12 protein-coding genes are annotated in these 14,493 nt (G+C 71.4%); 6 read left to right on the top strand and 6 right to left on the bottom strand.

The genetic code is table 11. The features are described 5' to 3' along the window. The first annotated feature begins 524 nt into the window (after nt 1–524). A complete protein-coding gene (locus tag ACNFOC_RS38030; RefSeq protein ID WP_416963582.1) occupies nt 525–2,048 on the top strand; it encodes a hypothetical protein in 1,524 nt (507 codons plus the stop codon). 58 nt (nt 2,049–2,106) lie between these two features. On the opposite strand, the gene ACNFOC_RS38035 is transcribed toward ACNFOC_RS38030, so the two are convergent. Then, complete coding sequence (locus ACNFOC_RS38035; RefSeq protein ID WP_416963583.1) at nt 2,107–2,709, bottom strand: hypothetical protein; 603 nt, start codon at nt 2,707–2,709, stop codon at nt 2,107–2,109. Between the two features lie 417 nt (nt 2,710–3,126). On the opposite strand from ACNFOC_RS38035, the gene ACNFOC_RS38040 reads away from it, so the two are divergent. The 4 genes from ACNFOC_RS38040 to ACNFOC_RS38055 are packed head-to-tail and all read left to right on the top strand — an operon-like array spanning nt 3,127 to nt 7,438. Continuing rightward, nucleotides 3,127–5,949: a sensor histidine kinase gene (locus ACNFOC_RS38040; RefSeq protein ID WP_416963584.1), complete on the top strand. Its 2,823-nt coding sequence runs from the start codon at nt 3,127–3,129 to the stop codon at nt 5,947–5,949. Beyond that, the gene (locus ACNFOC_RS38045; RefSeq protein ID WP_416963585.1) at nt 5,946–6,377 is read left to right on the top strand and encodes a roadblock/LC7 domain-containing protein; all 432 of its coding nucleotides are present in this window, start codon (nt 5,946–5,948) and stop codon (nt 6,375–6,377) included. The genes ACNFOC_RS38040 and ACNFOC_RS38045 overlap by 4 nt, the downstream gene beginning before the upstream one ends. A gap of 9 nt (nt 6,378–6,386) precedes the next feature. Next, complete coding sequence (locus tag ACNFOC_RS38050; RefSeq protein ID WP_416963586.1) at nt 6,387–6,782, top strand: DUF742 domain-containing protein; 396 nt, start codon at nt 6,387–6,389, stop codon at nt 6,780–6,782. A gap of 50 nt (nt 6,783–6,832) precedes the next feature. After that, entirely contained in the window at nt 6,833–7,438 is a 606-nt protein-coding gene (locus tag ACNFOC_RS38055) for a GTP-binding protein (RefSeq protein WP_019059638.1), read from the top strand. 102 nt (nt 7,439–7,540) lie between these two features. Here ACNFOC_RS38055 and glpK read toward each other — a convergent pair whose 3' ends face one another. The 5 genes from glpK to ACNFOC_RS38080 all read right to left on the bottom strand — a co-directional run bounded on the left by glpK (nt 7,541) and on the right by ACNFOC_RS38080 (nt 13,568). Beyond that, a complete protein-coding gene (glpK, locus tag ACNFOC_RS38060; protein WP_416963587.1) occupies nt 7,541–9,052 on the bottom strand; it encodes a glycerol kinase GlpK in 1,512 nt (503 codons plus the stop codon). A 91-nt stretch (nt 9,053–9,143) separates the two neighbouring features. Further along, complete coding sequence (locus ACNFOC_RS38065) at nt 9,144–9,869, bottom strand: MIP/aquaporin family protein (protein WP_033282380.1); 726 nt, start codon at nt 9,867–9,869, stop codon at nt 9,144–9,146. 334 nt (nt 9,870–10,203) lie between these two features. Beyond that, nucleotides 10,204–11,856, bottom strand: coding sequence for an EAL domain-containing protein (locus ACNFOC_RS38070; RefSeq protein WP_416963588.1), 1,653 nt, complete (start codon nt 11,854–11,856; stop codon nt 10,204–10,206). Nucleotides 11,857–11,955: 99 nt separating this feature from the next. After that, nucleotides 11,956–13,146, bottom strand: coding sequence for a lipid-transfer protein (locus ACNFOC_RS38075; protein ID WP_416963589.1), 1,191 nt, complete (start codon nt 13,144–13,146; stop codon nt 11,956–11,958). Beyond that, nucleotides 13,143–13,568, bottom strand: a complete 426-nt coding sequence (locus ACNFOC_RS38080) for a Zn-ribbon domain-containing OB-fold protein (protein WP_416963590.1) — start codon at nt 13,566–13,568, stop codon at nt 13,143–13,145. The genes ACNFOC_RS38075 and ACNFOC_RS38080 overlap by 4 nt, the downstream gene beginning before the upstream one ends. A gap of 235 nt (nt 13,569–13,803) precedes the next feature. Between ACNFOC_RS38080 and ACNFOC_RS38085 the strand changes: the two genes are divergently transcribed. Further along, nucleotides 13,804–14,340 (top strand): NUDIX domain-containing protein, encoded by a 537-nt coding sequence (locus ACNFOC_RS38085; protein WP_416963591.1) that lies wholly within the window; start codon nt 13,804–13,806, stop codon nt 14,338–14,340. Nucleotides 14,341–14,493: the final 153 nt, after the last annotated feature.

A 14,493-nucleotide genomic window follows, 5' to 3' on the forward strand; every position in this document is an offset into this window, starting at 1 on the left:
GGCGGGGTTCATGGTGCCCACCGAGGGGCTGACGCCGAGGTCGACGCGGTCCGGGTGGAAGGCGGCCAGGGTGCAGAACTGTTCGGCGACCGCCAACGGCCGTTGGTGGGCGAGCAGGACGCCGCCCCGCCGACGCCCTCGCCGGACTCGCCTTCCGGCTGCGGGAACGCGCCGGCTGGCAGGTCAAACTGCGTGAACTCGCCGACGAGGCAGCCGAGTCGGAGGCCCGCGCCCAGTCCTGCCTGGAGCGTGCACGTGCCGCCGACGAGGACCGCCGCGCCGCCCAGCGCGCCGCCGACGACGCCCGTCGCACGGCCCGAGCACTGCGCGCCGAGCGCTCCGAGATCGCGGGCGCCCCCGACGACGTACCGGAAGACGACCCGGACGCCCCCAAGCCCGCGCTGCCCGCCCTCCGTGAGGCCTACCGGGCCGCCTCGCAGCTCTACGAGAAGGTCGGCGTCGGCGCGGATCTGCGGGCCGAGCAGGCACGCGCGGAGAGCGACGAGAGCGCGGCGATCGCCGAGTTGGACCGGCTCAGCAACAAGGTCCGCACGCGCGCGGCGCAGTTGCTCCAGTCGCCCGACGGCTCCGACGGGCCCTCCCGGCAGGCCGCCGCGGCGCGTGCCGAGGAACTGGTGCAGCTGCTGGAGACCCGGGTGTCGACCGCGAGCGAGCAGCTCGGGCGGCTGCGGGGCGAGGCCGAGCGGCACGCGCCCGAGGACGGCGAGGCGCACACCGAGCTGGCCGAGGACCTCGTCCCGCGCGACGCCGAGCACGCCCAGGCCCTACTGCGCACGGCGACGGCCGAACTCGGCTCCCGTACCGACGCGTTGGGCCAGGCCCGCGAGGCGCACGCCGAACTCCTCGATGCCCACCGTGCCGCCGAGGACGGGGCCGGCGGTTTCGACGAGACCGCCGCGATGCTCCGGGACCTGATGCGCGAGCACTCCTCGGACGAGGAGCAGGAGGAACCCGAGCCGTACCCGGGCAGCGTGGAGGAGGCCCGGCACTCCGCCGCCGAGGCCCGCCGCTCGCTGCGCGGCTGCGCCACCGACCTGTCCGCCGCCGAGAGCGCCGTACGCGAGGCGAGCGATGTGCTCGTGCGGCACGCCAACTCCACGCGCTACGAGCAGGTACGGACCCCCGCGCGGCAGCAGATCCGTGAGCTGCCCGCGTCCGCGCTGCCCGAGCACGCGCAGAAGTGGGCGGACGCCTTCGCGCCCCGACTCCGCGTCCTCACCGACGAGTTGGCGCAATTGGAGCGCAACCGCGACTCGATCGTGGACCGGCTCCGCGGGCTCGTCGAGTCGGCGCTGGCGACCCTGCGGTCCGCGCAACGGCTGTCGCAGCTGCCCGAGGGGCTCGGCGAGTGGTCCGGGCAGGAGTTCCTGCGCATCCGGTTCGAGGAGCCCGACCAGGCCACGCTCACCGTGCGGCTCGGCGAGGTCGTCGACGAGGCGACCCGGGCCGCCGTGAAGAAGAACTCCGACATGCGGCGTGACGGAATGTCCCTGCTGCTGCGGGGAGTTGGGGCAGCCCTTGAACCCAAGGGCGTCGCCGTCGAGATCCTCAAGCCGGACGCCGTACTGCGCGCCGAGCGGGTGCCCGTCGGGCAGATGGGCGACGTGTTCTCCGGCGGTCAGCTGCTCACGGCGGCCATCGCCCTGTACTGCACGATGGCGGCGCTGCGCTCCAACGACCGGGGCCGCGACAAGCACCGGCACGCCGGCACGCTCTTCCTCGACAACCCCATCGGCCGGGCCAACGCCACCTATCTGCTGGAGCTTCAGCGCGCCGTGTCCGATGCGCTCGGTGTCCAACTCCTGTACACCACCGGCCTGTTCGACACCACGGCACTGGCCGAGTTCCCGCTGGTGATCCGGCTGCGCAACGACGCCGACCTGCGGGCGGGCCTGAAGTACATCAGCGTGGAGGAGCACCTCCGGCCGGGCCTGCCGCAGCAGGCCCCAGCCGGAGAAGGCGAGTCGGTGCACAGCGAGATCACCGCGACCCGGATGTTCAAGCGTCCGGCGCCGACCGCTCCGTAGACGGAGGTCGTCCGCGGGCGAACGCCGTCCGCGGACGAATGCCATCCGTGGGCGGATCTCAGGAGTGCGACAGCTGCCCGGCGCCGCTCTTGCGGGCTATCCGCTCCTGCGCCCGCTCGCTGGACCGCGCCTGACGCTGGGCCCGACGCCGCTCGCGGCGGAGGGCCCTCGCCGTGCTGCTGGGCTCGGAGATCACGCCGTTGCGCTGGTTCCACATCTGACGGGTCACCCATACGTCGAGGGCGCCCCAGGTGGCCACCACCGTGCTGACCACGCTGCTGATCACCATCGGGAACGCCAGCCAGGACCCGGCCATCGTGCACAGGAAGGCCACCGTCGCCTGGATCAGTGTCACGGCGATGATGAGCACCGCCCGCACGGCCGCCGTACGCACCGGATCGGGCAGCCGGCGCCGACGCGCGGGCTCCTCGATCCACAACGGCCGGTAGTACTCCTGCTGTTGCCCCGTCGCGCGAGCCGGACGAGGCTCGTCGAAGTCCGTCGCCGTCGGCTCGCCCGAGGTCCTCGGAGTCTCGCCGCCGCCCGTCGTCCCGCCACCGTCCGCCGGAATGTCGCGATCCGGTGCCTCACGGCGCCGCTGCACCGTCGACCGCGCCGCCACGCCGTCCTCAAGCGCCTCTTGCCGCTCCGCCGTGCCCATCAACGTGTCCTCCCCACCGCCGGTACACCACTCGCCCCGGAGCCCGAAGACTCCGCTCCCCAGTGGGTGCCCGGCTTGCGCTGTTTTACGCCGCACGGTTGCGGATGCGGCTCGTGTGGCCGGTTCCGCCCCCATGTCCCGTAGAGAAAGACGAACAACTTGCCACGAAGATTCCCAACAGACGAAAAAATCCGGCCAACTGGCCAAGTGAACCGATCGGGTGGGGTGTGGTGATCCGGGGGATATCGGGGCGGCAATCTCCCGCAATGCCCCGACAACTCCCCATGTCTCGTTGCTGTTGCGGAAGTTCACGCCCCGGACAGCTCTTCGAGTTACCTCTGTGTCAGTAGTAGGCTCGCGCCGTTTGTTGACGTACATGTGTACCCCCGGCCGGCGGGGGTCCAGCTGGGGGAGGCCATGCGCTTTCGCGGGAAGTCCATCCGCCGGAAGATCGTGGCGCTCCTTCTCGTGCCGCTCGTGTCCCTGACCGCGATCTGGGCGTTCGCCACGTTCCTCACCGGCCGGGCGGCCGGAGACCTGTTCAACGTGTCGTCGGTCGTCGAGAAGATCGGCTATCCCACCGAGGACACGGTCCGCGTCATCCAGCAGGAACGCCGGCAGTCGCTCGTCTACCTCGCCGACCCGCGCGCCGCCGACGGGCTCACGGATCTCAGGCGCAGCCGCGCCGCGACCGACGAGGCCGTCGCCAGGATCCGCAAGAACGCCGAGAACCCGGACGTGCGCGACGCGATGGGGCAGGCCACCGACAGCCGGGTGACCGCGGTCCTCGACGCCTTCGACGGCCTCCAGTCCCTGCGGCGCAGCGTCGAGGACGGCACCGTCAACCGTGGCCAGGCCCTCGGTCTCTACAACCACCTGGTCGACCCGTGCTACGTGCTGCTGTCCAACCTCCACGTCGTCGACAACGTCGAGATGGACAAGCAGTACCGCGCCCTGGTCAACCTCGCCCGCGCCCGCGAGTTCCTCTCCCGTGAGGACGCCCTGCTCGGCTCCTCCCTGATCGTCGGCAAGCTCACCCGGGACGAGACCCGCGACATCTCCGACCTGGTCGCCCAGCGCACCCTGATGTACGACGTCAACCTGCCGCTGCTGCCCTCCGCGGAGCGCGGCCACTTCGAACGCTTCTGGAAGAACGCGGCCAGCGCCCCGCTGCGCGTGGCCGAACAGGCCGCCTCCTCCACCACGTCCGGCACGCCCGACAACGTCACCGCACAGACCTGGAACACCGCGGCCGGCGCCGTGCTGACCAAGCTCGGCACCCTCGACGACCAGGCCAACGACCGCTACCAGGACCGCGTTCGCCCCGTCGCGATGAGCGTCATCCTCAAAGCGGCCGTCGCCGGCGTCCTCGGTCTGATCGCCCTCCTGTTCTCGCTCTTCCTGTCGGTGCGCATCGGCCGCGGCCTCATCCGCGACCTGCGCCAACTGCGCCTGGACGCCCACGAGGCGTCCGGCGTCCGGCTGCCCAGCGTGATGCGCCGGCTGTCCGTCGGCGAGGTGGTCGACGTGGAGACCGAGGTCCCGCGCCTGGAGTACGACAGGAACGAGATCGGCGACGTCGGCCAGGCCCTGAACACCCTGCAGCGCGCCGCGGTCGAAGCCGCCGTCAAGCAGGCCGAGTTGCGCTCGGGCGTCTCCGAGGTCTTCGTGAACCTCGCCCGGCGCAGCCAGGTCCTGCTGCACAAGCAGCTCACCCTGCTCGACACCATGGAGCGCAGGACCGAGGACACCGACGAACTCGCCGACCTGTTCCGCCTCGACCACCTGACCACCCGTATGCGCCGCCATGCCGAGGGCCTGGTGATCCTCTCCGGGGCCGCCCCCTCCCGGCAGTGGCGCAAGCCGGTCCAGCTCATGGACATCGTCCGCGCGGCCGTCGCCGAGGTCGAGGACTACGAGCGCATCGAGGTCCGCCGGCTGCCGCGGATCGCCGTCACCGGCCCCGCCGTGGCGGACCTCACCCACCTGGTGGCCGAACTCCTGGAGAACGCCACGGTGTTCTCCCCGCCGCACACCGCCGTCCAGGTCGTCGGGGAGCGGGTCGCCAACGGCTTCACCCTGGAGATCCACGACCGCGGCCTCGGCATGGCGGCCGAGGCACTCCTGGACGCCAATCTCCGGCTCGCCGAGACACCGGAGTTCGAGCTCTCCGACACCGACCGCCTCGGCCTGTTCGTGGTCAGCCGGCTCGCCCAGCGGCAGAACGTCCGTGTCTCGCTCCAGCCCTCGCCGTACGGCGGCACCACCGCCGTCGTGTTCATCCCCGACGCCCTGCTGAGCGACGAGGTCCCGGACACCAACGGCATCGGCTTCCGCCTCGACCGGCCCCGGCCGACGAAGGAGGCGGAGCTGGAGGAGAGCCGCCGCTCAGCGCTCTCCCAGGCGCCCGTGAAACTCCCCGGCCTTCAGCCGGCGCTCCTGGACGGCCCGGTCGAGTTGGAAGCCCCCGTCGACCTGGACGCCCTCGAAGGCTTCCCCGACGGACTCGACGACGAGGACGGCGAGCGCGGCGGGATCTTCCGCCCCCGCCGCGCCTCCACCCACCGGGACGACCTCGCCCCCGTCCGCCCCGTGGAGCAGCATCAGCAGGTCTCCGAGGCCGATACGGACGGCCACCGCAGCGACCCGCTCCCGCTGCCCCGACGCCGTACGCCCAAGCTGGTCAGCTCGCATGGGCGCCCGGTCGTCGAGCAGCGCTCCCGACGCGAAACGGGGGACTCCGGAGAGGCCGATTTCGGCGGCTCCTCCACGGCCCCGAGCCTGGGCGGACCGGAGACGGACGGTCCCGCACCTCTTCCGGCCCGGCGTCGCGGTGACACGCCGCTACGCCGCCGTACCGACGTGCCAGGCGGTCGCGCCGACGCCGCGCAGCCCCCCGCTTCCCCGGGACGTGGCCTCGGCGAGACGCCCGAGACGCCCGCCCTCCCCAGGCGCACCCGGCGTGCCGAGATCGCGGCCGGTGCCCAGGACTCCGACACCCCGCCGAGCACCGGAGCGCTGCCCAGACGCGTACGCCAGGCCAATCTGGCCCCGCAGCTGAAACAGGACCCGGATCGGCGTGCCGCGAGCCCGGCGGAGGTCGCCGAGCGCGACGCCGACGAGGTGCGCAGCCGTATGGCATCGCTCCAGCGCGGCTGGCAGCGCGGCCGCGAGGAGAACGCCGAGGGCGACGACGCCCAAGGCGGCACAGCACAAGGAAATAAGGGGGACGGTCGATGACCGCACCAAAGGCGACCGGCCACAGCGCCGACCAGCGCGGGCTGAACTGGCTGCTCGACGACCTCGTCGACCGCGTCGCCAGCATCCGCAAGGCCATCGTGCTCTCCGGCGACGGCCTCGCCACCGGCGTGTCCCAGGACCTGACCCGCGAGGACAGCGAACACCTGGCCGCCGTGGCCTCCGGCTTCCACAGCCTCGCCAAGGGCGTCGGCCGCCACTTCGAGGCGGGCAGCGTGCGGCAGACGGTCGTCGAACTCGACGAGGCCTTCCTGTTCGTGACGGCCGCGGGCGACGGCAGCTGCCTCGCCGTCCTCGCGGACGCCGACTCGGACGTCGGACAGGTCGCCTACGAGATGACACTGCTCGTGAAGCGGGTCGGTGTGCATCTGGGGGCCGCTCCGCGCACCGACCTGTCCTCCGGCGGGTAGTGGAATGACATGAGCGGAGACGGTCAGGGAAGAAGCCACTGGTTCGACGACGAGGCCGGACCGGTCGTCAGGCCGTACGCGATGACGCGCGGGCGCACCACCAGCGCGGCCCAGCACCGCCTCGACCTCATCGCGGTGGTGATCGCGGAGTCCCAGGAGGACGATTCCGAAGCGGACCAGACGCTGTCCCCGGAGCACGTGGACATCGTCGGTCTCTGCCGTGACGCCCCGCAGTCGGTCGCCGAACTCGCCGCCGAACTCGACCTGCCCATCGGAGTGGTACGGGTCCTCATCGGGGACCTCGTGGACGGGGACCTCGTCCATGTGTCGCGTCCCGTGCCCCCTGCCGAACTGGTGGACGAGAGTATTCTGCGCGACGTGATCTCCGGCCTCCGGGCCCTGTGAGCGGCGCGAGCCACCGCCCCCCTACCCCCATCAAGCAGGAGAAAAGACCGATGATCTTCGGGCGTACTGAGCGAGGCAAGCCTCCGGTCGAGCCCGTCACGCTCAAGATCCTGGTGGCCGGCGGCTTCGGCGTGGGCAAGACCACCCTCGTCGGCGCGGTCAGCGAGATCAGGCCGCTGCGCACGGAGGAACTGCTCACCGAGGCAGGGCGTCCGGTCGACGACACCAGCGGGGTGGAGGGCAAGCACACCACCACCGTGGCCATGGACTTCGGCCGCATCACCCTGCGCGAGGATCTGGTGCTGTACCTGTTCGGTACGCCGGGCCAGGAGCGGTTCTGGTTCATGTGGGACGAGCTCTCCGAGGGCTCCCTGGGTGCCGTCGTGCTCGCCGACACCCGCCGCCTGGAGGACTGCTTCGCCGCCCTCGACTACTTCGAGCGGCGCTCCATACCCTTCGTCGTGGGCGTCAACTGCTTCGAGGGCGCCGACCGTTACCCCGTGGACGCCGTACGCCAGGCCCTCGACCTCGACGAGGACGTACCGCTCATGCTCTGCGACGCGCGCGACCGGTCGTCGGTCAAGGAGGTCCTCATCGAGGTCGTCCAGCACGCGATGGCCTACGGCGCGAAGCGCCGCCAGAGCGTCACCAGCTGAGACGCGGACGCGGCCCGTACCCCCGCCGACCGGGGTACGGGCCGCGGCTCGCGGAACGACACGCACGCGCGTGTGCCGCGTGAACGACCCACGCGTGTGTGCCTAGTTGTCGCCGTCGTCCTGCCAGCCGAAGCTCTTCTCCACCGCCTTGCGCCAGTTGTGGTACTCGCGGTCCCGAACCGAGGACTCCATGGACGGCGTCCACTCGACGTCCTTCTGCCAGTGCGACTTGAGCTCGTCCAGGTCGTTCCACACCCCGGTGGCGAGCCCGGCGGCGTAGGCGGCGCCCAAGCAAGTCGTCTCGGAGACCTTGGGCCGGATCACCGGCACCCCGAGGACGTCCGCCTGGTGCTGCATCAGGAGGTTGTTCTTGGTCATGCCGCCGTCCACCTTCAGGGTGGTGATCTGCACCCCGGAGTCCTGGAACATGGCGTCCACGACCTCCCGCGTCTGCCAGCTCGTCGCCTCCAGCACCGCGCGCGCGAGGTGCGCCTTCGTCACGTAGCGGGTCAGCCCGGTGACGACTCCGCGCGCGTCCGAGCGCCAGTAGGGGGCGAACAGGCCGGAGAACGCGGGCACGATGTACGCGCCGCCGTTGTCCTCCACGCTCGCCGCCAGGGTCTCGATCTCGTCCGCGTTGCGGATGATGCCGAGTTGGTCGCGGAACCACTGGACGAGCGCGCCTGTTATGGCGATCGATCCCTCCAGGCAGTAGACCGGCGCCTCACCGCCGATCTTGTAGCCCATCGTCGTGAGGAGCCCGTTCTTCGAAGGCACCGGCCGGTTCCCGGTGTTGAGCAGCAGGAAGCTGCCCGTGCCGTAGGTGTTCTTGGCCGTGCCCACGTCGTAGCAGGCCTGTCCGAACACGGCCGCCTGCTGGTCGCCCAGGGCCGAGGCCACGGGCACGCCCGCGAGTTGGCCGACCGCCGTGCCGTAGACCTCGGCGGAGGACTTGATCTCGGGGAGGATCGCCTCGGGGACGTTCATCGCGGAGAGGATGGCCGGGTCCCACTGGAGGGTCTCCAGGTTCATCAGCATGGTGCGTCCGGCGTTCGTCACGTCGGTGACGTGCTTGCCGCCGTCGGTGCCTCCGGTGAGGTTCCAGATCAGCCAGGAGTCGATCGTGCCGAAGGCGATCTCGCCGCGTTCGGCGCGGTCCCTGAGGCCCGGCACGTTGTCGAGCAGCCAGGCCGCCTTGGGACCGGAGAAGTAGCTGGCGAGCGGCAGTCCGGTCTGTTCGCGGAAGCGGTCCGGCCCGTCCGAGCCGCCCAGTTGCTTGCACAGGGCCGCCGTGCGGGTGTCCTGCCACACGATCGCGTTGTGCACGGGTTTGCCGGTGGCGCGGTCCCAAAGGACCGTCGTCTCGCGCTGGTTGGTGATGCCGAGCGCGCTCAACTGGTCGGCGCGCAGTCCCGCCTTGGCGATCGCCCCGGCGACCACCGCCTGCACCTTGGACCAGATCTCGGTGGCGTCGTGCTCCACCCAGCCCGGCTTGGGGAAGATCTGGCGGTGCTCGCGCTGGTCGACGGCGACGATCGCGCCGTCCTGGTTGAAGACGATGCAGCGGCTGGAGGTGGTGCCCTGGTCGATTGCGGCGACGAACCTGTCCGTCATGACGACCCCTTTGTCGTGTCCTTCGGATCCTCCGGAGGACTGGTCCCGTCCTTCGGAGGGCTGCTCTCGGAAGACTGATCGAACATTGCTGTCAGAAGGCTGCGTTGAAGATGACTCCGGCGAGCGCCCCGCCGATCAGCGGTCCCACCACCGGGATCCACGCGTAACCCCAGTCCGAGGTGCCCTTGTTGGGGATCGGGAGCAGCGCGTGGACGATGCGGGGGCCCAGGTCACGGGCCGGGTTGATGGCGTACCCGGTGGGACCGCCCAGCGACAGACCGATGCCGACCACCAGGAAGGAGACGACCAGCACCGCCGTGCCGGACGTACCGAGTCCCTTGGTGAGCCCGAAGGCCAGGATCGGCAGGACCAGCGCGATCGTCGCGATGATCTCCGTCATCAGGTTCGCCACGACATTGCGGATCGTGGGCGTGGTGGAGAAGATCCCGAGCGTCGGCTGGGCCATCTCCTCCTCGGCGTTGGCCTGGAACTGCGCGTAGTAGACCAGCCAGCACAGCACCGCGCCGAGCATGGCGCCGACCATCTGGCCCGCGATGTAGAGCGGGACCTTGTCCCACTTCCCGGTGTCGATGGCGATGCCGATCGTCACGGCCGGATTGAGCTGCCCGCCGGACAGCGGTGCGGCGGTGTACGCCCCGGCCATCACGCCGAAGCCCCAGCCGAAGGCGATGACGATCCAACCGGAGTTCTGTGCCTTGGAGTAGTTCAGTACGACGGCGGCGACCACGCCGGCGCCGAAGAGGATCAAGATCGCGGTGCCGATGACCTCACCGAGGAATATGTCTCCATTGCTCATGGCGGCTCCTAGGCCCTCGCCCGGGACGGTCGGCCCCGGTCCTCCGTGCAGGGTGCGGTTCCCTTGGCGACTTCAGCCGAAGGCAGGGAGGGTCCCGAGCCCCGCCCGGCGTCCGTGACGAGCGTGCCGTCGGAGCCGAATCGCCCGTGGGAGTGGGCCTGAGCGCAGGCGGAGCCCGCGCGGCGCAGTGCCTGGTACGCCGAGAATGTACGGCGATGTCGACCGACACCGGGAAGTGTTCACCGGCGCCTGTGGAGCGTCAAGGTCGCGGACGGCAACGGTGACACCCGCCCTGACGGCCCCTCAAGCCCCGTACGACGCCTCCGGGCCGCGCTCAGCGCCCGGGGGACTCCGCCGCCGTGCGGGGGGCCTGTGCGGGCGTCACATGCGATCCGCGAAGGATCTCGTACTCGGCCTGTCCCGCCCGGCCCAGCACCCAACTCGTGCCGTCCAGCGCCTTCGCGGCCTTCTTCAGCGGTGCCAGACACGCGGCCGCCTGCCGGTGGTCGGTCACACTGCCCGGCACGCACAGGACGGTGGCCAAGGACAGCGTCACGGTCCTGCCGCCCGCCGCCCAGGGCACGTCGAGCACGGCGGCGGCCAGTAGACGCAGTTCCTCCGGATCGGTGAGCACCAGGAAGTCGTCCCCGCCGATGTGCCCCACGCGTGTGTGCCCGGTCGCCGACGGCTTCAGTGCCCGTCCCACCGAGCGGATCAGTTCGTCGCCCGCCGCGAAACCGGCCCCGTCGTTGACCTGTTTGAAGTGGTCGACATCCAGCCAGCTCAGCGCGAACGTCCGCCCGTCCGCGATCCGCCGGTCCACCTCACCGGTGATCGCGTCCGAACCGGGCAGTCTGGTCAGCGGGTTGAGGCCCGCGGCCTCCTCCACCCGGGTCTCGGCCAACGTCCGCACCAGATCCGCGAGTCGTACGACGCCGACACACCGCCCGTACCGGTCGACCACCGCCACATCGTCCGACGTACGGTCCCGGTCGCCGACCGCGACCACGTCCAGGACCTCCCAGGCGGTCGCGTCGACGCCGACCGTGCGCGGCACGTCGCCGAGCTTGGCGGCGGGCCGGTCGGCGTACAGGGCGTGGCCGTAGCGCCCCGACATCGACAGCAGGAAGCGCGACCGGTGCACCGAGCGGACCGGCACCCCGTCCCGGTCCACGAGCACCACCCCGGACACGTCCGGCGAGCCGGTCAGCAGCGCCCGCACCTGACCGGCGGACGCCGTGTCGGGCAGCAGCGCGGCCGGCCGGACGAACTCCCGTACCCACGGCCCCGACGGCGGTGTCGTCGTGAGACCGGGGGCGCGCGGCGGAACGTATACGTCCACCGTGGGAACCCGCGTCGCCGGCGCGAACAACTCGCCCTGCGCCAGCTGGACCCCGGCCGACCGCGCGGTCGCGCACTGCGCCTCGGTCTCGACGCCCTCCACGGACAGCAGGGCGCCCAACTGCTCGCACAGGGTCCGCATCGCCCGCACCGCGGCCGGCCGCTCCAGCAGCGACGCGTCGAGCTTCACCAGGTCGGGCGCGAGGTCCGTGAGCAGCCGCAGGGGTACGTCACCGTCGCCGACGCCGTCGACGCAGATCCGGAACCCCTGGCCGCGCAGCTCGGACACCGCCTCCAGGAGCGCCCGTTGGGGCACGTGCGTGTACGGCGGGCCGATGTCGATCGTGACTTCCCACGGCAGCCGTCCGGCCTCGCGCACCGCGCTGTGCAGCGGGGTGAGCCCGCCGAGGTCGGCGAGGGTGCCGGCGAACACATTGATGTGCAGCGGCAGCAGGGTCTCCTTGCGCGCGGCGGCGCGGACCGCCAACACAGCGAGCCTGCCGTCGAGTTCGGGGTCGCGGCGGGCCTCGGCCAGGATGTCCCCGGTCTCTGGGCGGACGAGGATCTCCAGCCCCGCGACCCCACCGGTGGTCAGATTGACCACCGGCTGGAAGGCGAAGCGGAGAGTGTCCGTCGAGGAGCGCACGGCAGCATGATGACGCCACCGGCGTACGCCCAGGCCCAGTTCATAAGACGTTCACGCAGCCTTGCGAGCTGATCACACGCGTGCGTGACACGCCGTCGGTCACCGCACGGCGAGCACCGCCGACCCGTGCCCGAACAGCCCCTGGTTCGCGGTGAGTCCCACCCGCGCCCCCGTGACCTGCCGGTCGCCCGCGTCGCCCCTCAATTGCCAGGTCAGCTCGCAGACCTGGGCGATCGCCTGCGCCGGAACCGCCTCCCCGAAGGAGGCCAGTCCGCCGCTCGCGTTCACCGGTATGTGACCGCCCAGGGCCGTCGCGCCCTCGCGGAGCAGCTTGGCGCCCTCGCCCTCGCCGCACAGCCCCAGATCCTCGTACCACTGCAACTCCAGGGCGGTGGACAGGTCGTACACCTCGGCCAGGGAGAGCTCTTCGGGGCCGACGCCCGCCTCCTCGTAGGCCGCGCGTGCGATCGACGCCCGGAACGTCTCGTCCGGGGGTGCCACCGCCGCCGCGGAGTCCGTGGCGATGTCCGGGAGGTCCAGCACTGTGTTCGGATAGCGCGGCGTCACCGTGGACACCGCCCGGATCCGCACCGGGTCCGCCGCCCCGTGCCGGCGCGCGAACTCCATGCTGGACAGCACCAGGGCGGCCCCGCCGTCCGAGGTGGCGCAGATGTCGAGCAGCCGCAGCGGATCGGCGACCACCGCGGAGGCGGCGACCTCCTCGGCGGAGACCCGCTTGCGGTAACGCGCGTACGGATTCAGCGCCCCCAGGGCGGCGTTCTTCACCTTGACCTGGGCGAAGTCCTCCTGGGTGTCTCCGTAGAGGGCCATCCGCCGGCGCGCGTACAGCCCGAAGTACGTCGGATTCGTCGCCCCGAGGACCCGGAAGCGCAGCCAGTCCGGATCGTCGTGCCGCTCCCCGCCGGCCGGCCGGAAGAACCCCTTGGGGGCGGCATCGGCGCCCACGACCAGCACCACGTCCGCGAGTCCCGAAAGGATCTGCGCCCGCGCCGCGTTGACGGCCTGCGCCCCGGACGCGCACGCCGCGTACACGCTCGCCACCCGGGCGCCCTGCCAGCCCAGCGCCTTAGCGAACGTCGCGCCCGCCACATACCCGGGATATCCGCCACGCACCGTGTCCGCGCCGACGATCGAGCCGACGTCCCGCCACTCCAGCCCGGCGTCGGCGAGCGCCGCCCGGGCCGCCGCCGTCCCGTACTCGACGAAGCCGCGCCCCCACTTCCCCCAGGGGTGCATGCCCGCGCCGAGCACCGCCACGTCCGCCGTCATGCCGTCACCCCCGTAGGCCGCCAGTGCCAGGTCGTCCAGGTTGTCTCCGCGTCCTCGCTCAGCACACCGGGGACGACCTCCACCTCCATGCCCACCGCCAGATCGGCGACGGTGAACCCGGGAACCGCCTGTCCTAGCACCACGATCCGCTCGGACTCCAGCTCCACAGCGATCAACGCGTACGGTTCCCACGGAAGTTCCGGATCGCTCACATACGGTGACGGTGGCCGGTACCGGCTGTCCGTGTAAGACCAGACCCGGCCGCGCCGCGACAGCGGGACCTCGGCTAGCTCGCCGCCCCGGCAGGCCGGATTGCGGCAGTGGCCGTCCTCACGGGGGAAGAAGACCGAGGCACATGCCGAGCAGCGCGTGCCGAGCAGCCGGAAGGCGTCCCCGTCCCCGGTGAACCAATCGGTGACCACAGGTGTGCGTGTCCGCGACAACGTCCCTCCACAGCACTGGATCTGACGGAACGTCAGAAGTGTGCCACGGGCAACGGAAAATGAGCAGAGCGTTTCGGTGAACCATCGAGCCACTTACGGCGTCGTGATAGCGGGAGGGACGGCCGGGGCCCACGGGGGTGGTTCCGGCCGTTTCCCGTTCACGCGCGCGGCCCCCGGAAAGACGCCCTCCGCTTGATCGGATACAGTCCGCCGGGTGTCCGAAACTCAAGCCTCCGTCCCCAACTCCGGGCCGAACAGCCACTGTTCGAGCTGCGGATCGCCCTACGGAGAGGGCGTCTCCGGCTGGCCCCGCACCTGCCCGGCCTGCGGCACCGTCGCGTACCGCAACCCGCTGCCCGTAGCCGTCGCACTCCAGCCCGTGTACGACACGAAGGGCACCGCCCTGGTCGTCATCACCCGAACCATCGCCCCCGCGCGCGGAGGCGTCGCCCTGCCGGGCGGTTACGTCGACGACCGGGAGGACTGGCGCCAGGCCCTCGTCCGCGAACTCAGGGAGGAGACGGGCATCGACGCCGCGAGCCGCGACGTACGGCTCGTCGACGCCATCAGCTCGCCCGACGGCCATCTCCTGCTCTTCGGGGTCCTCCCCGAGCGCCCGGTCGAGGGGCTGCCCAAGTCCGTCGCCACCGACGAGACGGAGGGCTGGCACCTCCTGCGCAGGCCGGAGGAGCTGGCCTTCCCGCTGCACTCCGTAGCCGTCAGGGCCTGGTTCGAAGGCCGGTACATCTGAGGTCAGCCCTCACCGAGCCCGCGCACCCGCACCGGGTAGGACGGCGCGCTCACGCCGTCCTCCAACTCCCGCTCCACGACCACCCGCCGGCCCTCCCAGCGGGCGACGTACCGCTCGATCTCCGGCTCGTCCCAACCGTCGCCCGCTGGGAGG

Source organism: Streptomyces colwelliae, from assembly GCF_048158785.1.
Lineage (GTDB): Bacteria > Actinomycetota > Actinomycetes > Streptomycetales > Streptomycetaceae > Streptomyces.